Here is a 22,270-nt window from a genome sequence, read left to right as displayed (position 1 = left end):
CCTCGACCTTCTATTGTACGCCTTCCGGATCCGGTCCGACACGAACCATCCGTTTGCCCTTGTTTTCGCCGGCCAAGAGACCGATCAGCGCAGAGGGGGCGTTTTCCAGCCCCTCGACGATATCTTCGAATACCTTGATCTGACCATTTTCGACCCAAGTTTGCAGCGCTCTGAGCGCGGTCGCATCGCGATCTGCAAAATCCATCACGATGAACCCTTCCATGCGCAGCCGTTTGACGACGACCAGACCCGGCAGGTTGCGCGGTCCCGAAGGTGCATCTGTCGTGTCATATTGGCTGACGGCGCCGCAGCAAACGACGCGTCCTTTGGTATTCATAGCAAAAAGGGCAGCTTCGAGAACCTTACCGCCGACATTATCGAAATAGACGTCAACTCCGTTAGGGCAGGCCTGACGAAGCGCCTTGCCCATGCCAGGCTCGCGGTAATCGATACAGGCATCAAACCCAAGCTCATCGGTCACCCATTTGCATTTTTGCGCGCCCCCGGCGATGCCAACAACATGGCATCCCAACGCTTTTGCAATCTGCCCTACTATTGAGCCGACAGAACCAGCAGCAGCAGACACCAGGACCGTTTCGCCCGTGACGGGCTGTCCTACGCCGATCAGGCCGTGAAACGCCGTCTTTCCGGCAATGCCATAAACAGACATCAGGTTCGACAGCGGCCGCATGGTGGGAAGCTTTACGCATTTATGCGCCGGACGAACCACATACTCTGACCAAACCGATTCACAGGCTACCACGTCACCTGTTGCGAGGCGCGGGCTTTTGCTCTCGACCACTTCGCTGATTGCATAGGTCGGCATCGGGTCACCCGCATGAACCGCATCTCGATAGGTTGCCCCTTGCATCCAGCTTCGATTGGCCGCGTCTATCGACATAAGAACGGTGCGGAGGAGAACGTCACCGTCGCTTGGGCTGGGTATCTCCGTCTCATTCAGTTTGAAATGATCCGGCGTCAGGTTGCCCGTTGGCAATTCTGCAATCGTAATCTGTCGGTTTGTCATGTTCATGTCCCTTGATTTCGGTTTCGCTGTCCGCGCGTGTCTGCGATCCGGCGTGTTGTCATCGGTGAGCCGATATGGGTAGGTGGGCGCAATTCATCACGGCAGACGGCAAGGAGAGCACTTCATGACGAAAGAATATCATCAGAGCGATTACCTGCCGCCCCAAGGTGCTGCCGATCTTCTCTTGATCCGGCATGGCCGAACGGAGGCCTCGCGGCCCGGTGAAAGTTTTCCCATGATCGATGGTCATGGCGATCCGGCACTTCATCCAATGGGTGAAGAGCAAGCCATACTTGTTGGCGAACGTCTTAAAGATGACGCAATTTCCGCAATTTACGTGACCACGTTGAGACGAACGCATCAGACCGCCGCGCCTTTGGCGCGCCACTTGAAACTGACACCACAAGTCGAACCGGACCTGAGAGAAATCAGGCTTGGTGACTGGGATGGCGGCGAATATCGCATCAAGGCCGCCGAAAAGGCGCCGGAGTTCATGCGCGCGATCGAGCGCGAGGAATGGGGTGAAATTCCGAATGCGGAAACGACGCAGCAGCTTCATGACCGGGTGCGTGCGGGACTTTTGCGGATCGCTGCTGCGCATGCCGACGAACGGGTCGCCGTAGTCGTTCATGGCGGCGTGATTGGTGCCGCCATGTCCATTGCCAGCGGTGCCCGCCCGTTTCATTTCAACGGGGCGAACAATGGTTCCATCAGCCGACTTGTGATCCTCGGCGAAACCATGTGGGTAAAAGGCTTTAACGACTGTACGCATCTGGGGTGATCCCGGGCGTCAGTCCGTCGTCACCACCACTTTTCCCATGACCTTTCGATCCTGCATCATCGTGAGCGCATCGGCTGCTTTTTCCAGCGGGAACGACGCAGAGATGCGGGGCTTGATCTTGCCCTTGGAATACATGTCGAACAATTCGGCGACATTCTCTGCATGTCCCTTGGGGTCGCGTCTGGTGGAATCGCCCCAGAACACGCCAACGATCTGGCACCCTTTGAGCAAGGCAAGGTTCAACGGAATCTTGGGAATGCCAGCAGGGAAGCCAACGACAAGAAAACGCCCTTCCCACGCCAGCGCACGAATGGCTGGTTCAGCATAGGCACCGCCAACCGCATCATAGACGATATCGACGCCGTCCTTGCCGACGATATCCTTGATCTGGGCGGAAAACGCTTTCTGGCCTTCTTTTTCAAGCGCGCGGTCATAAACGATGGCCTCATCCGCACCGAGTTCCTTGCAGAAATCGGCCTTTTCCTGAGAAGAGACAGCTGCGATCACCTTGGCGCCAGCTGCCTTCCCGAGTTCGATTGCCGCTGCACCAACACCGCCCGCAGCCCCGAGGATCAGCAGGGAATCGCCTGCCTTGATATGCGCGCGGTCCTTCAGCGCGTGATGCGATGTACCATAAGTGAAAATGAAGCAGGCCGCGTCTTCGAAAGGCATGTCATCGGGGATTTTGATAATGCGGGCAGCTTCGGCGATTGTATGGGTCGCGAAACCACCGTGACCGGTGAGCGCAAGAACGCGATCACCGGGCGCGACATCCGTCACACCTTCTCCGACCGTTTCGACCGTACCGGCAATTTCACCGCCGGGTGCAAATGGACGCTCCGGTTTGAATTGGTAAAGATCACGGATCATCAAGGTATCGGGAAAGTTGACCCCCGAGGCGCGTGTTCGAATCAAAACCTGCCCTTTTCCAGGCGTCGGTGTTTCGATTTCTTTAAGCTCCAGGCTCTCCGGTCCGCCAACGGCGGTGCTCAACAAGGCTTTCATGGTGTTCCTCCCCACGCAAATGCAAGTGTTGTCCTCGGCAACACGTTGGGTCAGACTCTTGGTGTGCGATCCGGTGTTGTCAATCCGTTTTTGAAATGCAATTCTGCACAGCGAAACAGAAGCGCAATGGGGAGGAGACATGGCGCAGATGGCACAGGACCAGTCCGCGTTCCGTATGGAACTGCGTTCTTGGCTGGAGGCGAATTGCCCAGCCGAGATGCGTGATGGAAATTCAAGCAGAGACCATACCTGCTGGGGCGGCCGCAATTGGGTTTTCGAATCCGAAGCTCAGGAGACATGGCTGAACCGTTGTATTGAAAAGGGATTTACGGTTCCGACATGGCCAAAGGCCTATGGCGGCGCGGGCATGAACCGCGCCGAAGAGAAGATCTGGCACGAAGAGCTCGCTCGGATTGAAGCGCGTCGGCCGCTCGACAGCTTTGGCATCTGGATGCTTGGCCCGGCGCTTTTGCATTTCGGCACCGAGGAGCAAAAGAAAAAATATCTGCTGCCGATCGCTCGCGGCGAAATTCGCTGGTGCCAAGGATATTCCGAGCCCGGCGCAGGTTCCGATCTCGCCAGCGTACAGACAAAATGCGAGGACAAAGGCGACCACTGGTTGGTGAATGGTCAGAAGATCTGGACCTCTTACGCGGACAAGGCAGATGCGATTTTCGCGCTGGTCAGATCGGATCGTGAGGCCAAGAAACACCTCGGGATTACGTTCCTTCTGATCGATATGGAAACGCCAGGCGTATCGACGCGTCCGATCAAACTGATCTCGGGAATGTCGCCATTTTGCGAAACCTTCTTCGATAATGTTGAAGTGCCGAAAGAAGATGAAGACGGTATTTCTTCCGTAGTCGGTACCATCAACCGCGGGTGGGACGTCGCCAAATACCTGCTAACGCATGAACGTTCCATGATCTCGGCCATCGGGTCGGGAACTGGCGGCATGCGACCGCTGGCACAGGTTTTGACGGATGACGGCGCCGAGCTTGATCCGATCCTGCGCGCCGCCGCCATCAAGGCTGAGATCGACTCGCTGGCAACAGGGCTGACGCTCGAACGCTACAAGGACATGGCCGAAGCCGGGCAGGGCGTCGGCGATGCCTCTGCGATGCTCAAATACGTTGGCACCGAGCTGAACAAGGACCGCCACGAATTGATGATGGCCGCAAGTGGCAGCGACGCGCTCGAATGGGACGGGCCATACGGATCGCGCCCGGCGGACTGGCTTCGCACCAAAGCAAATTCCATCGAAGGCGGAACCTCCGAGGTGATGCTGAGCATCGTTTCGCGCCGGGTTCTGGGACTTCCGGGGTAAGACAATGACGACATTGGTAATGACTGAAGAAGAAACCATGCTGGCGGATTCCGCACGCGGGTTTCTAGATGAGAACGCGCCGGTGAAACAGCTTCGCGACTTGCGCGACGCGGGAAAAACGTTTGATAGGGCGCTCTGGCAGGAAATGGCCAAGATGGGTTGGGCTGGCATTCTAGTGCCCGAAGATCATGGCGGATCCGATATGGGCCACGCAGCTGCGGGCATCCTTGCGCGCGAGATGGGAAAGACGCTGGTCGCCAGCCCGTTTCTTTCCAGCGCCGTTATAGCCGCGACAGCACTGCGTCAGGTATCGGACAGCCGCGCCCAAGAAGCGCTGAGCGCGATTGCGTCCGGTGAAGTGACATATGCGCTGGCTGTTGATGAGGGGCCAAAGTTTTCACCGGAAAAAACCGAGATGTCGGCGACGCGCGACGGCAACAGCTTTCGTCTGAACGGCGAAAAGACGTTTGTGGTCGACGGGGCGCTGGCTGACCGGCTGCTGGTTCTTGCAAAGACGGATGCTGGACTGACCCTGTTCGATCTGCCGGCCGGTCGGAACGGCATCACCCGGAATCATAAAGGAATGATCGACAGTCGTGACGCCGCCAGAATCACGTTCGACAATGTTGAGGCGACCGGCGAAGACGTGCTTGGAAATGTCGATCAGGCGATGAAAGTGCTGCAACCGGCGCTCGAAGCCGGGCAGGCCGCGCTGGCCGCCGAAATGAGCGGCGTGGCAGCCGGGGCCTTTGGTATGACCGTGGGATACCTGAAAGAACGAAAGCAGTTTGGCGTATTGATCGGACAGTTTCAGGCGCTTCAGCACCGTGCCGCCGATCTTTGGTGTCACACGGAAGTTACGGCTTCGGCGGTTGCACATGCGGGGCGGATGCTGGACGAAGATCCGGAAAATGCCAGCCTCGCCGTTTCGCTGGCCAAAGCGCGTGCAACAGACACCGCCAAGCGCGCCGTGATCGAAGGAGTCCAGATGCATGGCGGCATCGGCATGACCGACGATTTCGACATGGGTTTTTACATGAAACGGGCCCGCGTCGCCGCCGAATGGCTTGGCGACTACGGATATCATGCTGAAAAGATTGCAAAGATCAGGGGGCTTTGATGGATTTAACAAGCTTGTTTGGGTTGTCCGGCAAGACGGCCTTGGTGACCGGTGGGGCGACCGGTATCGGACGCATGGCGGCAGAAGCACTGGTACAGGCTGGTGCGCGAGTCTTGATCGCCTCGCGCAAAGGCGATGCCTGCGAAGCCGTCGCCGCCCAGTTGAACGACATGGGTGCGCCAGGTTCCGCAGAGGGTTTCGCCGGTGACGTCAGTACCGAAGAGGGCGTGATGGCCCTGGTGCAAGAGGTCAAGAACCGCACCGACAAACTTGATATCCTGATGAACAATGCCGGGAGAAGCTGGGGCGCACCGCTTGATGAATTCCCATATGATGCGTGGGACAAGGTGATGACCCTTAACGTGACGGGTTTGTTTCACCTGACACAACAACTCCTTCCGATGCTGCGGGAATCCGCGACCGAGGATGATCCGGCCCGCGTGGTAAACGTCGGCTCTGTCATGGGCGAGGTGCCGATGGGCGACGGCGCCTACAGCTATTCCGCGTCCAAAGCGGCCGTCATACACCTAACCAAGATCATGGCCAAGGAACTGGCTGGCGATTTCATTACCGTCAACGCGCTGGCACCGGGACCGTTCGTGTCCAAGATGACTGCCTTCGCGACCGCTGACGAAGAAATGCGCGAAAAGGTCGGTAAAGACGTGCCGCTCAAACGCGTCGGGCGTGAGGAAGACATTGCCGGCTGCATGCTGTTCCTCTGCGGACGCGGCGGCGCTTACATCACTGGCGGGGTGCTGCCAGTGTCCGGTGGGATCAACGTCGTGACCTCCGGAAATATCTTCGAACAGGCATCGCATTAGACGGGAAAGTTGACCCATGACGATAAGATTTGATGATCGGGTTGCCATCGTGACTGGCGCAGGCGCAGGACTTGGCCGAAGCCATGCGTTGCAGCTTGCAAATCGCGGCGCAAAGGTGGTGGTAAACGATCTCGGCGCTTCGGTCGATGGTTCCGGCGCATCCGAAAGCGCGGCGCAGAAGGTCGTAGACGAGATCACCGCAGCAGGCGGCGAGGCCATGGCGCATGGCGCGGATGTTTCCAACGAGGAACAGGTTGCAGACCTTGTATCGCGCACGATGGATAAATGGGGCCGCATCGACATTCTCGTCAACAATGCCGGTATCCTGCGGGACAAGACGTTTGCCAAGATGACCATGGCCGATTTCCGCAAGGTAGTCGATGTGCACCTGTTGGGAACCGCCTGCATGACGCACGCGGTCTGGCCGATCATGCGCGAAGCAAAATACGGTCGGATCGTTCTGACCTCTTCCGCGTCGGGACTCTACGGCAATTTCGGCCAAGCCAACTACGGCGCGGCCAAGGCTGCGATGATGGGTCTGATGAACGTGCTGCATCTGGAGGGCGCACGCGACGACATTCGCGTCAACACGCTGGCACCCACTGCCGCCACCCGGATGACCGAAGAGCTGATCCCTGAGGATGCTCTTGCGCTTTTGAAACCAGAAACCATCACCCCCGGTCTGTTGTATCTTGTCAGCGAGGATGCCCCGAGCCGGGTGATCCTTGGCGCTGGGGCCGGATCCTTTGCCGTCACTAAAGTATATGAAACACAAGGCGTTACCCTTGTTGATGATGATCTCACGCCCGAGGGCGTGGCATCCGCCTTTGACCGGATCAGCGACACCGAGGGTCAGGAAGAACTGACTCAAGCTTTTCACCAGACCGGCAAATACGCGGAAAATGCAGCCAAGGCCCGAGGCATCGATCTCGGCCAGTCAAAGAAGTAATCTCGAGAGGAACTACCATGCGCGACGCAGTAATCGTATCCACGGCACGGACGCCGATCGGCAAAGCCTATCGCGGTGCCTTTAACGCTACCACGCCTCAGCATCTATCTGGCCATGCCATTTCCAACGCGGTCAGCCGCGCGGGCATCGATCCGGCCGAGGTGGCCGATGTTGTCTGGGGCGCCGCCCTGCAACAGGGCTTTCAGGCGGGCAACATCGCGCGTCAGGCGGCGATGCGGGCCGGGCTGCCGGTGACAACCGCTGGCATGTCGCTGGATCGTCAATGTGCCAGCGGCATGATGGCGATTGCCACGGCTGCCAAACAGGTTGTTCATGACGGCATGGATGTCGTTGTTGGGGGCGGGGTCGACAGTATCTCTACCGTTCAGACCCAAGAGATGCGCGTGAACCGCGACCCTTGGCTCAAGGAAAACCTTCCCGCGATTTACATGAGTATGCTGGAAACGGCAGAAACCGTTTCCGAACGCTATGGCATCAGCCGCGAAGCACAGGACGAGTATTCCGCGCGCAGCCAGGCCCGGACTCATGCCGCCCAGCAAGCGGGCAAATTCGATGATGAAATCGTGCCTCTCACGACCATCATGAAGATGCAGGACAAGGAAACCAAGGCGATCTCGGAACACGAGGTCACGCTGGAAAAAGACGAAGGCAACCGGCCCTCGACGACGGCCGAAAGCCTTGCGGGGCTGAAACCTGTCTTCAAGGACGGGTTGGTGATTTCCGAAGGGAAATACATCACTGCCGGTAACGCCAGCCAGCTTTCCGACGGTGCATCGGGTTCGGTCATCATGGAAGCCAAGGTTGCAGAGAAAAAGGGGCTTGAACCGCTCGGCCGTTATGTCGGCGTTATGGCTGCAGGTTGTGAACCGGACGAGATGGGCATTGGTCCCGTTTTCGCGGTTCCGAAACTGCTTGAGGCGCACGGTCTGAAAATGGACGACATCGGCCTTTGGGAATTGAACGAAGCGTTCGCCTGTCAGGTGATCTATTCGCGCGACAAGCTTGGAATCCCTGACGAATTGCTGAACGTTAACGGCGGCGCAATCTCGATCGGGCACCCCTATGGCATGTCCGGTGCGCGGATGGTCGGCCACGCATTGATCGAAGGCAAGCGTCGCGGCGCCAAGTATGTCGTCTGCACCATGTGTGTCGGCGGCGGCATGGGCGCAGCCGGCCTCTTCGAGGTTCTGTAAGCACTTCTATGGCAGAGCTTTTTGTCGTTCGTCATGGTCAGGCGTCTTTCGGGGCGGATGATTATGACATCCTCTCAGAGGTGGGACATGAACAGTCCCGCCTCGCAGGCGAAGCGCTGCGGAACATGGGGTGGACCCCAGATCGTTGCATCACAGGTACGCTCAGACGTCAGAAAGAAACGCTGGATGCGATGGGGTTCGATCAACCACGCGAAGAGCATCCCGGTTTCAACGAATACGACTTTCACAACCTGCTGCATCACCGGTTTGACGGCGCAGTGCCGGCTGCGGTCAGGGGAGAGAGAAAGACGCATTTCCGCACGCTCAAGGATACCATTCTGCAATGGCAGACCGATGGAATCGTTGGCGCCGCTGAAAGCTGGCAGGATTTCGAAAACAGAACTTCGGACGCGCTGCGCTTTGCGACGGATACCAAGGCTCGCCGCGTTCTTGTCGTGAGTTCCGGCGGCGTTATCGGACAGCTGGTTGCCCGCGCGCTGCAGGCCCCGGAAGCGATGATGATGGAGGTCAACCTGCAGGTCAAAAACACGGCGATCAACAAGTTCGTCTTTTCTGGCCCGCGCTTCTTCCTGCATGAATTCAATTCGACGCCACATCTCTCCGGCCCTGACCGGAAAAATCTTCTGACCTACAGCTGAGGACTCGACATGGCTGATACCCAAACGCTGGATCTTGCGGCTGTGACCGCCTATCTTAAAGAAAACCTGAAAGGTTTCGAAGGACCGATAGAGGCGGAGAAATTCGATATTGGTCAGTCGAATCCGACATTTCTGCTGAAAACGCCAAGCAAGAAATACGTTCTGCGACGTAAACCCCCGGGCGTATTGCTGAAATCAGCCCATGCGGTCGACCGTGAATTCCGCGTTCAAAGCGCGCTTGCCGATACAAAGGTTCCCGTCGCCAAGATGCATCTGCTCTGCGAGGATGACTCGGTGATCGGGTCGGCCTTTTACATCATGGACCACGTCGACGGGCGAAATTTTAGACAGCCCACGATGGAAGGTGAGGGCCTGTCCAACGCTGAACGCGGCGCCGTAATCGACGACATGAACCGGGTGCTGGCGGAACTGCACATGGTGAATATCGACGCTGTCGGACTTTCTGACTATGGCCCGCCGGGCAACTATTTCGAACGTCAGGTCGGGCGCTGGTCAAAACAGTACCGGGCATCGGAAACCACCAAGATTCCGGCCATGGACAAGCTCATGGAGGAACTTCAGCGGCAGATGCCCGAAGACGACGGGCAGAGAACGCTGGTCCATGGCGATTACCGCATCGACAACATGATGTTCGAGAAGAATGGCACCAATTGCCTTGCTGTGCTGGACTGGGAATTGTCGACCATTGGTCATCCCTATGCCGACTTGGCGTCTGTCATCATGCAGTGGCAGATGCCCGCCGGGTCCGAAGGCCGCGGCCTCGCCGGTGTCGACCGCAAGGCGCTGGGTCTGCCATCGGACGAGGAATTCATCGCAAGCTATTGCGAGCGACGCGGTTTGCCGGAAATTGAGAACTTTGGCTTCTACCTTTCGTTCTGTTTTTTCCGTATGGCCGGTATCATTCAAGGCGTTTTGAAACGGGCGCTGGATGGCAACGCCTCGAACCCGGAACGCGCCATGAAAGTTGGGGAGCATGTGCCAGCTTTCGCTGAAAAAGGCCTGGAAGCCTTGCAGAACTGATGCAAAACGCTTGAAAGGTCGCTCTTATGGCGGATGCTGAATTCACCCCTCATTCCGAAGATCCCAAAGATCGCAATTTCGTAACCGCTCTTGCCCGTGGACTGGACGTTCTGCGCTGCTTTGGCCCGAATGAAACAGAGTTGACCAACACGGACTTTGCCGAGCGTACCGGGCTGCCGAAACCGACGGTATCGCGGCTCACGTACACGCTGTGCAAGCTCGACTATCTTATCGCAGATCCGCGTAAGGGAACGTACCGGTTGGGGGCAGGGGTCCTGCATCTTGGCTTTGGCGTGCTGGCTGGCATGGAGGTGAGCGAACGCGCAACCGAAGTCATGCGCGACCTGCGAGACGGCCCAAATTCTTACATCACGGTCGCGCTTGGCGAAAGGCACCGGCTTGAAGTCGTTTATCTTGCGGTCCAAAGCTCACGCGAAAACGTGTCCTTGACCATGCACGTCGGATCTCGCTTGCCTCTCTTCTTTTCGGCCATCGGGCGCGCCATTCTCGTGGGCATGGGACAGTGGGAACGGGAGGCCGTCTTTGACCTCGTCCGGCAGGAAACCCCTGACCAGCTGGAAGCCTATACGGAAAGCCTCAACCGGGCTCTGGAAGAATACCGGGACTGTGGCTATTGCCGCGGGTACGGTGAATGGCGTGGTGATGTGAATGGTATCGCCGTTCCCGTCACATCTCTGAACGGCGCACGGGTTTATGGCCTGAACACCGGCGGGCCTTCCTTTCACGTTCACAAGGAAGAACTCGAAGGCCAATATGCTGATCGTCTGAAGAATGCTGCCCAAGTACTAGGGTTTCACTCGAAAAGCACTTAGCGCAACTTTATTGCGCGAAAGAATCACATTTCGCTGTGGAAGGGTTTTTTGCTCTGCGGAATGGCCGATAACGGAAAATCCGGACTGTGACCGCGAACTACTAGTATTTGGACGATTGAAATATACCGTCAAAATACCTCGCTCAACAAACAATTTTGAAGCGAACCTGTTCAGATTTTTGGTGGATAATGTTTGTAATCGGGCCGCAGCCATTTCTTACATTAATGCGTGGTATCATTTTTTTAATATATTCTTTTCAGTGCCTTACAACTCAAACCTCATTCGAAGAAGCAATACTGTAGGGCCGCAAAAGTTGCACCCATCCCGTCGGCTGGATTTTTTATTTGCCATCGAAGTATCACGTGGCCAGAGCCCCCAGTTTCTCCGGTAACATTTGGTAAGGTTCGGATGCTTGACTTTGAACGGCGATATGCAAGGCTCTTTATGCGGGACCGAATAATCGCCTCGAAAGCGACCGGTCTCATGTTAGGGAGGAAAACTAATGCGCATACCTACTAAGTTCGGCGTCACCGCCGCGCTTGCACTGTCTGTCAGTGCAACAGCCGCTTTCGCGGAGAATATCAAGATTGCATTCATCGATCCGCTGTCGGGGCCGTTTGCCACGACAGGGACCAACGGTCTGGCCGAATTCCAGTTCGCAGCGGAGGAGCTCGTGAACAAGAAGGGTGGCGTGCTGGACGGTGACATGTTCGAAGTCATCGGTCTCGACAACAAAATGGACGGGAAGGAGTCGCTCATCAACCTTCAGGTCGCGATCGACCAGGGTGCCCATTACGTAGTGCAGGGGAACTCGTCGGGGATTGCGCATGCTCTCACCGAAGCGGTTAACAAGCACAATCGCCGCAATCCCGATAGCCAGGTCCTGTTTCTGAACTATTCGGCAGTTGATCCGGCGCTGACCAATGAAAAATGCAACTTCTGGCATTTCCGCTTCGATGCGAACGCCGACATCAAGATGGATGCGTTGACTGATGCCATCGTTCAAAACGATGAGATCAGTAAGGTTTACTTGATCGGTCAGGACTACTCCTTCGGCAAGGCCGTGGCCGAGGCGGCTCAGCGCGATCTGGGTGCCAAGAAGGACAGCATCGAAATCGTCGGGAACGAGCTTCACCCGATCGGCAAGGTCAAGGACTTTACGCCCTATGCACGCAAAATCGTGTCTTCGGGCGCGGATGCCGTCATCACCGGTAACTGGGGCTCCGATATGGTTGGACTTGGTAAGGCAATCATCGAAGCAGGGTTTACAGGACCGATTTATACCTACTATGCGGCATCCAATGGTATCACCCGTACCTTTGGCGAAGCTGGGGTGGGCAAGATCAACCTTGTTGGCGAAGGTGCACTGAACCCGGCCGGCTCGCCCGAAGTCGATGAATATGTCGATGCTTTCGAAGCGAAGTATCCTGACCATGACATCTCCCAGCCGCGTATCGCTAACGTGGTCCGCATGCTGGCCATGGCCATTGAAGAAGCTGGAACAGCCACCGACGTGGTCGAGGTCGCCAAGGCCTTGGAAGGCATGGAAACCGATAATTTCTGGGGCGGCAAAATCAAGATGCGCGCCGAAGATCACCAAGCGATCCAAGACGTCTACGTGATGGAACAGGCCAGCGGCCTCAAGCATTTGCTGGACAACTCTGACTATGGTCTCGAGACAGCGGTCAAGGTCGAAATGGCCTCGGCTGATATTCCCACCACCTGCGAAATGGAACGCCCCGAGTAATCGGCGACTTTTCCGCGAGGCTGCCCCGCGCCAAAGCGTACGGGGCAGCCCCTTCGCAAAAACTGCAACAAGACCTGAATTTCGACCAAGGAGTGGTGGCCGATGGATTTGGTTATTATCAACCTTATCGACGGGCTGTTTTATGGATTGCTGTTGTTCATGCTTTCCAGCGGACTGACCCTGATCTTCTCGATGATGGGCGTTCTGAACTTTGCGCATGCCAGCTTTTACATGCTTGGCGCGTATTTCGCCTATCAGATCAGTATGTACCTCGGATTCTGGATGGGGCTGCTGATCGCACCTCTTCTCGTGGGTGTTGTCGGCGCGCTCGTCGAACGCTACGGGTTGCGTCGCGTACACCAATACGGCCATGTACCCGAACTGATCTTTACCTTTGGGCTGGCGCTTCTGATCGAGGAAGTCATCAAGTTCTTCTGGGGCAACAACCTGATGGCCTATCAGGAACCCGAGATTTTGAAGTTCGCGCTTTTCTCCATCGGAAACAACGCGGTACCTGCCTACAAGGTCTTCATGATCTTTACCTCGGTGGCGATCTTTATCGGCCTTCTTTACATCCTCACACGCACACGCATCGGTATGATAATTCAGGCCGCGCTGTCCTATCCGCGTACGGTCGAAGCGCTGGGGCATAACGTGCCGCTGATCTTCATGGGCGTATTTGGTGTGGGCACCGCATTGGCGGGCGTTGCAGGTGTGCTGGCAGGACCTGTCCTTGGTACATTCCCGGGTATGGCCTTCGTGCTCGGATCGATCGTCTTCGTGACCATCGTGATCGGCGGACTCGGGTCACTCTGGGGCGCACTGGTGGCGTCGCTGCTTCTGGGATGGCTTACAACCTTCGCCGCATCTTCGAGCTTTCCCTTTGCGTCGATCCTTGAATCCTTTGGCATGCAACGGCCGGAATCGCTGAGCGACAGCTACCTACGGGATCTCTGGACACTTACCTTGCCGCAGATCGGACCGATCCTGCCTTACATCCTGATGGTCCTGATCCTTGTCTTCCGTCCGCACGGACTCTTTGGAAAGCGTGACGTATGACCGATGCATCTCAAAAAACCGCAACGATAACCCGCGCCCCGGCACTCAGCCTTGGGCAGGTCCTGCCTTGGGTGATCAGCGTGATATTTCTTGTAGCGATGCCGACGATCTTTCAGTCAAACAGCGCGATCACCATCATGAACCAGATGATGATCACCATCGTCTTTGCCCTGAGCTACAACATGCTCTTGGGGCAGGGCGGTATGCTGAGCTTTGGCCACGCCGTTTACATGGGTGTCGGCGGATTTTTCTGCATGCACCTGATGAACATCGTGGAGACGAACGAGTTGCCGATTCCGCTGCCGGTCCTGCCGATCTTTGGCGGTCTCTTCGGGTTGGGTCTGGCCACGATCGTCGGTTCTTTCTCAACAAGAAAAGCAGGCACCGTTTTTGCCATGATTTCGCTGGGCATTGGCGAACTCATTGCGGCCTGTTCCGTCATCATCACCGCTTTCTTCGGCGGTGAAGAAGGCATGCCGGGTGATCGCACATATTTCATGCCGTTCTTTGGCATCGAATTCCTGCAACAGATCGAGGTCTACTATCTCATCGCTTTCTGGACAGTCCTGTCGACGCTGTTGATGTACCTGTTCTCTCGCACGCCTGTGGGCCGGATGGCTAATGCCGTCAGAGACAATCCCGAAAGAGCAGAATTCCTCGGTTATTCAGCGCGTTGGGTTCGGTTCTTCTCCTTCTCCGCGGCTGGATTCTTTGCCGGGATCGCGGGCGCGCTTTTCGCGATCAACTACGAAATCCTCACCGAAACCAACCTTTCGACCACCCAGTCCGGCGTGATCCTTCTGATCGCGTTCCTTGGCGGCGTCGGGTTCTTTTTCGGGCCGATAATCGGGGCGATCGTCTTTACCCTTCTGCAATCGGTTCTCAGCCTGCAGAGCGAAATCTGGCAGCTCTACGTAGGTGCATTGTTCTTGGCGACGGTGATGTATTTCCCCGGCGGTCTAGCCGGTGTCCTGATGATGCATGTGCCGGCGGCTAAGTTCGGAAAACTAGGCACTCTGGTCGTGCCCTACATCAAAACCTTGGTTCCGGCGATCATCGCCATCTTTGGCCTTGCCGCGCTGATGGAACTGCTCTTCCACGTCCGCCATGCCTCGGCCGGTGATGATGAAATGACGCTCTTCTGGACGACTTTTGATAGCCATAGCGTGCTGCCATGGATCATCGCATGTGTTGCGACGGTTGGCGGTTTCTGGCTGGCGCGCCTGTCCGCGCCTTCACTCAGGGAAGCTTGGCATCGGGCCAATACACCAAAAGGGAGACCCGCATGATGGCCGCTCTTGAAATCACCGACCTGAAGAAGAGTTTCGGAAAAGCCGAAATCATCCGTGGTGTGAACCTGTCAATCGCCAAAGGGGAACGCCATGCGATCATCGGGCCAAACGGGGCGGGAAAGTCCACGCTGTTCAACCTGATTACCGGACGGTTTCCCCAGACAAGCGGGTCAATCAAGCTTCACGGGCATGACCTGCGCGGCAAGGCTCCGTTCGAAATCAATCGCATGGGGCTCAGCCGTTCGTTCCAGATCACCAACATCTTTCCGAAGATGACGGTGTTCGAAAACGTGCGCTGTTCGCTGCTCTGGTCGCATGGATACAAGTACTCGTTCTGGAACATGGTGAGCCGGTCGCAGGACCTTACTGATGGCGCTTTGGAAATACTTGATCAGATCAACCTCTTGCAGCGCGCCGAATTGCCTGCGGGCCTCCTGTCTTACGCGGAACAGCGTGCGCTTGAGATCGGGATCACGATTGCCGGCGGTGCTGATGTTATCATGCTGGATGAACCGACCGCAGGCATGAGCCATTCGGAAACCGATTACATCGTCGAGCTGATCCGCAAGGTCACGCAGAACAAGACTTTGGTGATGGTAGAGCATGACATGGGCGTGGTCTTCGGCCTCGCGGACCAGATTTCCGTTCTGGTCTATGGCGAGATCATCGCCACGGGACATCCCGAAGACGTCCGTTCCAACCCCAAAGTTCAAGAAGCTTATCTGGGCGCTGCATTGGAGGCAGAGCATTAAGATGCTGGAAGTCAGAGACATGCATGCCTACTACGGCAAATCCCATATTCTTCAGGGGGTGAACCTCAACATCCAAGAGGGCGAGATCGTCGCGCTATTGGGCCGCAACGGGGTTGGACGGTCGACAACCTGCAAGGCCGTTATGGGGGAGGTGTCGCCTGTCGGGTCGGTCGTGTTCAAGGGACAGGAGATTGCCGGGAAAAAAGCGTTTGAGATCGCCAACCTTGGCGTCGGCTACGTGCCTGAAAACCGGGATATCTTTCCCGGGCTAACCACCCGGCAGAACCTGATCCTTGGTCTTAAGCCCGGACAAAAGGATGGCGCCGGACGCTGGTCGATGCAGGACATGTTCAACCTGTTTTCGAACCTCGACAATCGGGCCGATGTCGAAGCCTCAGTGCTCTCCGGCGGCGAACAGCAGATGCTGACCATGTGCCGGACGCTCATGGGCGATCCAGATCTTGTCATGATCGACGAACCGACCGAAGGGCTTTCGCCCCAGATGGTTCAGCGAGTGGCCGAACTTTTGCAGGAAATCGCCAAACGCGGGATCTCGACCCTGCTGGTGGAACAGAAACTTTCCATCGCGCTGGACATCGCTCACCGGGTCTATGTGATGGGCCATGGCAAAGTCGTTTTCGAAGGCACGCCGCAGGAATTGAAAGCCCGCGAGGATGTGCGCAAGGAATGGCTCGAAGTCTGAGCCTTAGCAAAACGAAAGGCCCCGAATTCCGGGGCCTTTTCATTTCAAAGCGATGCGGCCTTTTGAAAGGCGGGACGCGCCTTGAGACGGTCGATATACGGCTTGAGATTAGGCTTGTCCGAAAGGTCGGCCCCAAGACGGTCAGAAACGATGACGGCCTGACCGCACATGATATCCGCGCCCGAGAATTCACCCGCCAGATACTCTTTGCCTTCAAGCGCTGCATCAACGGCTTTCAGCATGTTGTTCAAAAGCTTGGTCGCCCGTTTGACGTTAGTCTCGTTGCGACGTTCGGGCGGAAGGAACACAGTTTCCACCATGATCACGTTGATCTGCGGCATAATCATGCCCTCGGCATAGTGCAGCCATTGCAGATACTCGGCGAATTCCGGGCTCTCCTGCGCAGGGATGAGCCGCCCATTCCCATATCGCGCAAGGACGTATTCGACGATGGCGCCGGATTCGTGAATCGTCACATCGCCATCGACGATGGTTGGCACACGACCGTTCGGATTGACCGCAAGGTAATCCGGTTCGCGCATGGACTTGTCGCCCAATGTGAACGGGACGAGTTCATAGTCCATTCCAAGCTCTTCGAAAAGCCAGGCAATCCGGATCGCCCGCGTATTTGCGGCAAAGTATAGTTTCATAAATCCCCCTGTTTTCGCTTTAACCCGAGTGGCTTGCATGGCAAGTTCAGCTCGTGCACGGTGCTCGTGATATGTACCGTTAACATGTAAAGCCGTCAATTCCGGACCACTATGCGCCCGATGCGCAACGCACGGAAATGCCCGGCCGAGGGGAGTGTAACATGCAAACTGCCGGGTTCGACAAAGAACGTCTGGATCGTATCGCCGACTGGATGGAACGCTATGTTTCGGAACGCAAGTTTCCGGGCAGTTCGGTCCTGATAAAGCGGCATGGCGAAGAGGTTTACTTTAACGCCGCCGGCAAAAGAAACGTCGAGGACGATCTACCGTTCGAACGGGATACGGTGGCGCGCATCTATTCGATGACCAAGCCGATCACCTCTGTCGCAATTATGATGCTCGCCGAGAAAGGGCTGTTTCATCTTGATGCGCCCGTTTCGGAATTCATCCCTGCATTCAGTGGCATGCAAGCGCTGGTTGAAGGCGCGAAAACACTTGAACAGACCGAACCCTCGCCCAGCCCGACACTGCACCATCTACTGACCCACACCAGCGGGCTGAGCTATCCGTTCAACCCGGGCTTGCTGGGTAAGGCGATGGATGAACACAAGATCCTATTCCGGGCGAATGATAGCAGCCTAGAGGAAATGACGGATCGAACAGCGGCACTACCACTTGCGTTCAAGCCCGGACGCCATTGGGAATACTCGGTTTCCATCGATATCCTGGGCCGGGTGGTCGAGGTCGTTTCCGGCAAGTCGCTCGATGCGTTCTTTAAAACCGAAATTTTCGACCTGCTCGGCATGAACGAAACCGCTTTCACTGTTCCCGCTCATGTCGGCGATCGTTTCGCGTCTCTCTATACCCCGCTCGAAGGCAACGGTATGGCGCTCAACGCGGCAAAGGGCGAAGGTAATACGCTGCGTCGGGTTGACCGCGCAGGCAAATCGCCGTTTGAAAGCACCACCTGTTTCTCCGGCGGTGGCGGTCTGGTCGGAACACTCGACGACTACATGGCATTCATCGAAATGCTTCGTCGCGGAGGCAGTTGCGAGGGTGGTCGCCTGCTCAGCCCGCATACCTTGTCGTTCATGATGCGCAACCATCTGCCCGGCGACATCGCCTCGATGGGCCCGAAGAGCTTTGCCGAACAGCCGATGGAAGGCATGGGCTTCGGTCTCGGCGGATCGGTTGTCCTTGATCCCGGCCGGGTCCGCGTTCCAGGCAATGTCGGTGACTTCAGCTGGGGCGGCATGGCCTCGACCATGTTCTGGGTCGATCCGGTCCTTGATCTCAGCTGCGTCTTCTTCACCCAGCTGACGCCTTCCAGCTCTTATCCCTGTCGGGCAGAATTGAAAGCGCTGGTCCATGGAGCGATCACGGAATGACCACCGAACGTCCAATCCTCTGGACCCCTTCGCCCGAGCGCGCCGAGGCCAGCACGATGGCCCATTTCATCCGCTGGATCGAACAGGAATATGGCCTGACATTCGATGATTACGATGCACTTTGGCGATGGAGCACGAGCGATCTCGACAATTTCTGGCGCGCGATCTGGACCTATTTCGAAATCGGAAGCGCCGATGAAGTGGATGAGGTCATCACCGATCGCAAAATGCCCGGGGCCAAGTGGTTTCCCGGCGTCAAAACGAACTTTGCCGAAGTAACACTCCGGCAGGCCCGGAAAACGCCGGACAAACCCGCCCTGATCGTTCATTCGGAAACCTTCGAGCGTAAGGAGTTAAGCTGGAAAGAACTCGAGCGGCAGGTCGCCAGCGTTGCAAAGCATCTGTCAGATATGGGGGTCGGGCAGGGCGACCGGGTGGTTGCCGTCCTCCCCAATACCGAAACCGCGATCATTGCCTGTCTTGCCACTGTCAGCCTTGGAGGCATCTGGTCGCTCTGTGCGCCCGATATGGGTGGCGTCGCTATTCTGGACCGGTTCCGGCAGATCGAGCCGAAAGTCCTCATCGCGCAGGACGGTTATGTTCATAACAACAAGCGTATCGACCGGGGAGAGCTGATCGCCACGACAGCCAAGGGCCTGCCAACCTTGGAACATCTGGTGATGCTTCCGGTGATTGGCGACCTTCCAGAAGGCGCGATTTCCTGGGGCACTCTGACCGGGGAAGATGTTGAATTTTCTCCCGTTCCGGTCGATTTCGAACATCCGCTCTGGGTAGTCTATTCCTCCGGGACAACAGGCAATCCAAAGCCGATCGTACACGGCCACGGCGGCATACTGCTCGAGTCGTCCAAGCAAAGCCTGCATCAGGACCTAAGTGACAAAGACAGGTTCTGCTGGCTGACTTCTTCTGGCTGGATCATGTGGAATTCGCAGTTCACCGCCCTTGGTCTTGGCGCGACGGTAGCTCTGTTTGATGCAGCGCCGAATAACCCTGATATGCTGGCGCTCTGGCGTTTCGCGGCAGAGGAAGATCTTACCTATCTTGGCGCAGGGGCCGCGTTTTATGCAGGCTGTCTTAAGGCGGGAATCCGGCCAAGGGACAGCGTCGACCTGAGCGCGCTGCGCTCGCTGGGCTCAACGGGCTCACCACTGTCCGATGACGCCTATCGCTGGATCTACGACGCGGTGAAGCCGGATGTCTGGCTGGCGCCAATCTCGGGCGGCACCGACCTTGCCGGTGCCTTTGTCGGGGGCAATCCGATGATGCCCGTCCGGATGGGTGAAATGCAATGCCGTCTGCTTGGCAACGCCGTCCGCGCATTCGATGAAAGCGGCGATGAAATCAACGGACAGGTAGGCGAACTTGTCTGCACGGAACCGCTCCCTTCGATGCCACTGTTCTTTTGGGGGGATACGGACGGCTCGCGTCTGCATGAAAGTTACTTCGATACCTATCCGGGGGTCTGGCGTCACGGCGACTGGATCGAGTTCACCGATACCGGTGGATCGGTGATTTACGGCCGCTCTGACGCTACAATCAATCGGCGCGGTCTGCGCATGGGCAGCGCGGAAATCTATCAGGCCGTCGAAGGCCTCCCCGAAGTGATGGACTCGCTGGTCGTCGATCTTGAATTCCTCGGTCGCGACAGCTTTATGCCGCTGTTTGTCGTCCCCGCGGAGGGTGTCACGCTAGATGACGCCCTGAAAACTAAGATCGGCGATGCCATTCGTGCCGCCGTATCCGCACGGTTCGTCCCAAACGAAATGATCGAAATTGCCGAAGTTCCGCGCACTCTTTCGGGCAAGAAGCTGGAAGTTCCGGTGAAGAAGCTTCTGCTTGGCGGCGACCCGGATAAAATCGTCAATCGGGATTCGATGGCCAACCCGGAAAGTTTCGACACCTTTATCGTTTATGCGAAAACTTTGAACGACAACATGAAGAAAGAAAACTAGATGTCTGATCCCTCAGCGGAAATACAGAACCTGCTCGATATTGAACGACTGGAAGTCGATCTGTTTCGCGGCATCGGCTCGGGGGGAGAGACCGAAATCCGCATCTTTGGCGGGCACGTTATCGCACAGGCACTGATGGCCGCCTATCTGACAGTGCCCGACCGGACCTGCCATTCGCTTCACGCCTATTTCATCCGGCCCGGCGATCCGAAAATACCCGTTATCTACGAAGTCGATCGGGCACGCGACGGCGGCAGCTTTACCACCCGACGCGTCATCGCCATTCAGCATGGCAAGCAAATCCTGAACCTCTCGGCCTCGTTCCACGAACCGGAAGAGGGCTGGGAATATCAGCACAAGATGCCCGATGTACCCGCTCCCGACGGGCTGCCCAGCATGGCAGAGCTTCGCGCCAAGGATGCCGAGAAACTCGACCCAAAACAGGCCAAGTTCTTTGCGCGCCCGCGTCCCATCGAAGTACGCGAAGTCAATCCGCAGAACATGCTGGAACCAGCGCCGATGGACGATGAAAACTGCATGTGGTTCCGGATGCCGGCGGCAGAAGGGCACGATGCCAAGCTTCAGCATTGCTATCTCGCCTATGCCTCCGACATGAACTTGCTTGGGTCGTCTTTGCGTCCTCACGGACTAAGCTGGCTCAAGGGCGGCGTCGTCCCGGCAAGCCTTGACCACGCCATGTGGTTTCACGCGCCGATCCATTTCGACCAATGGCACCTTTATGCGATGGATGCGCCCTTTACCGGTGGCGGTCGCGGCTTTAACCGCGGCAAGATATTCGATCAGAACGGCAAGCTGGTCGCCAGCGTAGCTCAGGAAGGGCTGGTGCGCCGGTACAAGCCAGCGGAAGCGCGCAAGTGAACGCGGGCGGGCGCTATCCCGGATGGCGCCCGGGAATCGAACTGCGTGACGAGTGGCTCGCACTGACGCGGGAAGAGATCATCGATCCGGATCGCCAAATCGTCGATCCGCATCATCATCTCTGGGTGCACGGGACAAAGGATAATCCGGCGGTTTATGAAACTGAACAGCTGCTCCGTGATACCAGTGCAGGACATAACGTTGTTCAAACCGTCTATATCGAATGCCGCTCTTACTGGGACGTCACCGCGCCGGAGCATCTGCAATCGGTGGCTGAAACCGCGAACGTCGCACGGATGGCGTCCGAGATGCCACAAGGAGGAGCACAGATCGCGGGTATCGTCGCGCATGTCGATCTGACCTTGCCGACAGAGAAACTGGACGAGGCACTGGATGCGCATGAAAAGGCCGGGCAGGGGCTCTTGAAAGGCATCCGCCATTCCGGCGCCCGCGACGAAGATCGCGCCAGCCTGATGATCCCGGGGAGAGGCGCAAAGGGTCAGTACAGCGATCCCGCCTTTCGGCGCGGCCTGTCGCATCTGGGCAAACGCGGCCTGACCTACGATACGTGGCACTACCATCATCAGAACCGCGACTTCCTCGATATGGTCCGCGCGGTACCCGAGACGACGATCATCCTCGACCATTTTGGCACGCCATTGGGTGTAGGTCGCTTCACCGGCAAGCACGACGAGATTTTCGATCTGTGGCAGGAAGATATGGCCGAACTTGCAGATTGCCCGAACCTGCGCGCAAAACTCGGCGGGCTGGCGATGCCCGACAACGGGTTTGGCTTTATGGACCGTACCAAGCCCCCCGGATCCGATGAATTGCTCGACCTGCAAGGGCGGTGGTACCGACACATGATCGCTGATTTCGGCCCAGAACGCTGCATGTTTGAAAGCAATTTCCCGGTCGACCGCGTATCAGTCAGCTATGCTGTACTGTGGAATTTTTTCAAGAAACTGGCGGCTGAGCTTGATGCAGAGTCTCAGGATTTACTATTTGCCGGGACAGCCCGCGCCACATATGGCCTGCCGCCCGCCTGAA

General features: G+C 57.0%; 21 protein-coding genes. 18 read left to right on the top strand and 3 right to left on the bottom strand.

What is annotated here, in order from left to right; genetic code table 11:
* Window positions 1-10 precede the first annotated feature (10 nt).
* Window positions 11-1,027: an NADP-dependent oxidoreductase gene (locus MF268_RS13215; protein ID WP_238371336.1), complete on the bottom strand. Its 1,017-nt coding sequence runs from the start codon at window positions 1,025-1,027 to the stop codon at window positions 11-13.
* Between the two features lie 124 nt (window positions 1,028-1,151).
* On the opposite strand from MF268_RS13215, the gene MF268_RS13210 reads away from it, so the two are divergent.
* The gene (locus MF268_RS13210) at window positions 1,152-1,808 is read left to right on the top strand and encodes a histidine phosphatase family protein (protein ID WP_238371335.1); all 657 of its coding nucleotides are present in this window, start codon (window positions 1,152-1,154) and stop codon (window positions 1,806-1,808) included.
* Window positions 1,809-1,817: 9 nt separating this feature from the next.
* On the opposite strand, the gene MF268_RS13205 is transcribed toward MF268_RS13210, so the two are convergent.
* Window positions 1,818-2,813 (bottom strand): NADPH:quinone oxidoreductase family protein, encoded by a 996-nt coding sequence (locus MF268_RS13205; RefSeq protein WP_238371334.1) that lies wholly within the window; start codon window positions 2,811-2,813, stop codon window positions 1,818-1,820.
* Window positions 2,814-2,952: 139 nt separating this feature from the next.
* Here MF268_RS13205 and MF268_RS13200 point away from each other — a divergent pair, with 139 nt between their 5' ends.
* From MF268_RS13200 to MF268_RS13140, 13 genes are all read left to right on the top strand, one after another.
* Window positions 2,953-4,140 carry an acyl-CoA dehydrogenase family protein gene (locus MF268_RS13200; protein WP_238371333.1) on the top strand — a complete coding sequence of 396 codons (1,188 nt, stop codon included), beginning with the start codon at window positions 2,953-2,955 and terminating at the stop codon, window positions 4,138-4,140.
* A gap of 4 nt (window positions 4,141-4,144) precedes the next feature.
* Window positions 4,145-5,260: an acyl-CoA dehydrogenase family protein gene (locus MF268_RS13195; protein WP_238371332.1), complete on the top strand. Its 1,116-nt coding sequence runs from the start codon at window positions 4,145-4,147 to the stop codon at window positions 5,258-5,260.
* A complete protein-coding gene (locus MF268_RS13190) occupies window positions 5,260-6,081 on the top strand; it encodes an SDR family oxidoreductase (RefSeq protein ID WP_238371331.1) in 822 nt (273 codons plus the stop codon). Before MF268_RS13195 ends, MF268_RS13190 begins: the two co-directional genes overlap by 1 nt.
* Before the next feature lie 16 nt (window positions 6,082-6,097).
* On the top strand, window positions 6,098-7,030 hold the full coding sequence (locus MF268_RS13185) for an SDR family NAD(P)-dependent oxidoreductase (protein ID WP_238371330.1): 933 nt from the start codon (window positions 6,098-6,100) through the stop codon (window positions 7,028-7,030).
* Between the two features lie 17 nt (window positions 7,031-7,047).
* On the top strand, window positions 7,048-8,244 hold the full coding sequence (locus tag MF268_RS13180; RefSeq protein WP_238371329.1) for an acetyl-CoA C-acyltransferase: 1,197 nt from the start codon (window positions 7,048-7,050) through the stop codon (window positions 8,242-8,244).
* An 8-nt stretch (window positions 8,245-8,252) separates the two neighbouring features.
* Window positions 8,253-8,903 (top strand): histidine phosphatase family protein, encoded by a 651-nt coding sequence (locus MF268_RS13175; RefSeq protein WP_238371328.1) that lies wholly within the window; start codon window positions 8,253-8,255, stop codon window positions 8,901-8,903.
* A gap of 9 nt (window positions 8,904-8,912) precedes the next feature.
* A complete protein-coding gene (locus tag MF268_RS13170; protein ID WP_238371327.1) occupies window positions 8,913-9,944 on the top strand; it encodes a phosphotransferase family protein in 1,032 nt (343 codons plus the stop codon).
* A 26-nt stretch (window positions 9,945-9,970) separates the two neighbouring features.
* The gene (locus MF268_RS13165) at window positions 9,971-10,777 is read left to right on the top strand and encodes an IclR family transcriptional regulator (protein WP_238371326.1); all 807 of its coding nucleotides are present in this window, start codon (window positions 9,971-9,973) and stop codon (window positions 10,775-10,777) included.
* Between the two features lie 502 nt (window positions 10,778-11,279).
* The gene (locus MF268_RS13160; RefSeq protein ID WP_238371325.1) at window positions 11,280-12,524 is read left to right on the top strand and encodes a branched-chain amino acid ABC transporter substrate-binding protein; all 1,245 of its coding nucleotides are present in this window, start codon (window positions 11,280-11,282) and stop codon (window positions 12,522-12,524) included.
* A gap of 102 nt (window positions 12,525-12,626) precedes the next feature.
* Window positions 12,627-13,583, top strand: coding sequence for a branched-chain amino acid ABC transporter permease (locus tag MF268_RS13155; protein WP_238371324.1), 957 nt, complete (start codon window positions 12,627-12,629; stop codon window positions 13,581-13,583).
* Entirely contained in the window at window positions 13,580-14,872 is a 1,293-nt protein-coding gene (locus MF268_RS13150) for a branched-chain amino acid ABC transporter permease (RefSeq protein ID WP_238371323.1), read from the top strand. Before MF268_RS13155 ends, MF268_RS13150 begins: the two co-directional genes overlap by 4 nt.
* A complete protein-coding gene (locus MF268_RS13145; RefSeq protein WP_238371322.1) occupies window positions 14,869-15,627 on the top strand; it encodes an ABC transporter ATP-binding protein in 759 nt (252 codons plus the stop codon). The genes MF268_RS13150 and MF268_RS13145 overlap by 4 nt, the downstream gene beginning before the upstream one ends.
* Window position 15,628: 1 nt before the next feature.
* Window positions 15,629-16,330, top strand: coding sequence for an ABC transporter ATP-binding protein (locus MF268_RS13140; protein ID WP_238371321.1), 702 nt, complete (start codon window positions 15,629-15,631; stop codon window positions 16,328-16,330).
* Between the two features lie 44 nt (window positions 16,331-16,374).
* Here the strand turns inward: MF268_RS13140 and MF268_RS13135 are convergent, their stop codons facing one another.
* Window positions 16,375-16,980 (bottom strand): glutathione S-transferase family protein, encoded by a 606-nt coding sequence (locus MF268_RS13135; RefSeq protein ID WP_238371320.1) that lies wholly within the window; start codon window positions 16,978-16,980, stop codon window positions 16,375-16,377.
* Between the two features lie 161 nt (window positions 16,981-17,141).
* Between MF268_RS13135 and MF268_RS13130 the strand changes: the two genes are divergently transcribed.
* From MF268_RS13130 to MF268_RS13115, 4 genes are read left to right on the top strand one after another with little or no spacing between them, the layout of a single operon-like run.
* Window positions 17,142-18,368: a serine hydrolase domain-containing protein gene (locus MF268_RS13130; protein WP_238371319.1), complete on the top strand. Its 1,227-nt coding sequence runs from the start codon at window positions 17,142-17,144 to the stop codon at window positions 18,366-18,368.
* The gene (locus tag MF268_RS13125; RefSeq protein WP_238371318.1) at window positions 18,365-20,341 is read left to right on the top strand and encodes an acetoacetate--CoA ligase; all 1,977 of its coding nucleotides are present in this window, start codon (window positions 18,365-18,367) and stop codon (window positions 20,339-20,341) included. Before MF268_RS13130 ends, MF268_RS13125 begins: the two co-directional genes overlap by 4 nt.
* Window positions 20,342-21,220, top strand: a complete 879-nt coding sequence (locus MF268_RS13120) for an acyl-CoA thioesterase (protein WP_238371317.1) — start codon at window positions 20,342-20,344, stop codon at window positions 21,218-21,220. It begins immediately after the preceding gene.
* Window positions 21,217-22,269, top strand: a complete 1,053-nt coding sequence (locus MF268_RS13115) for an amidohydrolase family protein (protein ID WP_238371316.1) — start codon at window positions 21,217-21,219, stop codon at window positions 22,267-22,269. Before MF268_RS13120 ends, MF268_RS13115 begins: the two co-directional genes overlap by 4 nt.
* Window position 22,270: the final 1 nt, after the last annotated feature.

This window comes from Heliomarina baculiformis (genome assembly GCF_019966545.1).
Classification (GTDB): Bacteria; Pseudomonadota; Alphaproteobacteria; order Rhodobacterales; family Rhodobacteraceae; genus Heliomarina; species Heliomarina baculiformis.
The sequence above is the reverse complement of the archived record's forward strand: the minus strand, read 5'-3'. Positions and strand labels throughout refer to the sequence as shown.

Excerpts from the sequence above, each read along its gene's own strand:
- MF268_RS13190 (WP_238371331.1), top strand. The coding sequence starts at position 5,260 with ATGGATTTAACAAGCTTGTTTGGGTTGTCCGGCAAGACGGCCTTGGTG.
- MF268_RS13170 (WP_238371327.1), top strand. The coding sequence starts at position 8,913 with ATGGCTGATACCCAAACGCTGGATCTTGCGGCTGTGACCGCCTATCTT.
- MF268_RS13145 (WP_238371322.1), top strand. The coding sequence starts at position 14,869 with ATGATGGCCGCTCTTGAAATCACCGACCTGAAGAAGAGTTTCGGAAAA.
- MF268_RS13195 (WP_238371332.1), top strand. The coding sequence starts at position 4,145 with ATGACGACATTGGTAATGACTGAAGAAGAAACCATGCTGGCGGATTCC.
- MF268_RS13185 (WP_238371330.1), top strand. The coding sequence starts at position 6,098 with ATGACGATAAGATTTGATGATCGGGTTGCCATCGTGACTGGCGCAGGC.
- MF268_RS13150 (WP_238371323.1), top strand. The coding sequence starts at position 13,580 with ATGACCGATGCATCTCAAAAAACCGCAACGATAACCCGCGCCCCGGCA.
- MF268_RS13175 (WP_238371328.1), top strand. The coding sequence starts at position 8,253 with ATGGCAGAGCTTTTTGTCGTTCGTCATGGTCAGGCGTCTTTCGGGGCG.
- MF268_RS13130 (WP_238371319.1), top strand. The coding sequence starts at position 17,142 with ATGCAAACTGCCGGGTTCGACAAAGAACGTCTGGATCGTATCGCCGAC.
- MF268_RS13215 (WP_238371336.1), bottom strand. The coding sequence starts at position 1,027 with ATGACAAACCGACAGATTACGATTGCAGAATTGCCAACGGGCAACCTG.
- MF268_RS13140 (WP_238371321.1), top strand. The coding sequence starts at position 15,629 with ATGCTGGAAGTCAGAGACATGCATGCCTACTACGGCAAATCCCATATT.
- MF268_RS13155 (WP_238371324.1), top strand. The coding sequence starts at position 12,627 with ATGGATTTGGTTATTATCAACCTTATCGACGGGCTGTTTTATGGATTG.
- MF268_RS13160 (WP_238371325.1), top strand. The coding sequence starts at position 11,280 with ATGCGCATACCTACTAAGTTCGGCGTCACCGCCGCGCTTGCACTGTCT.
- MF268_RS13120 (WP_238371317.1), top strand. The coding sequence starts at position 20,342 with ATGTCTGATCCCTCAGCGGAAATACAGAACCTGCTCGATATTGAACGA.
- MF268_RS13165 (WP_238371326.1), top strand. The coding sequence starts at position 9,971 with ATGGCGGATGCTGAATTCACCCCTCATTCCGAAGATCCCAAAGATCGC.
- MF268_RS13200 (WP_238371333.1), top strand. The coding sequence starts at position 2,953 with ATGGCGCAGATGGCACAGGACCAGTCCGCGTTCCGTATGGAACTGCGT.
- MF268_RS13125 (WP_238371318.1), top strand. The coding sequence starts at position 18,365 with ATGACCACCGAACGTCCAATCCTCTGGACCCCTTCGCCCGAGCGCGCC.
- MF268_RS13205 (WP_238371334.1), bottom strand. The coding sequence starts at position 2,813 with ATGAAAGCCTTGTTGAGCACCGCCGTTGGCGGACCGGAGAGCCTGGAG.
- MF268_RS13210 (WP_238371335.1), top strand. The coding sequence starts at position 1,152 with ATGACGAAAGAATATCATCAGAGCGATTACCTGCCGCCCCAAGGTGCT.
- MF268_RS13135 (WP_238371320.1), bottom strand. The coding sequence starts at position 16,980 with ATGAAACTATACTTTGCCGCAAATACGCGGGCGATCCGGATTGCCTGG.
- MF268_RS13180 (WP_238371329.1), top strand. The coding sequence starts at position 7,048 with ATGCGCGACGCAGTAATCGTATCCACGGCACGGACGCCGATCGGCAAA.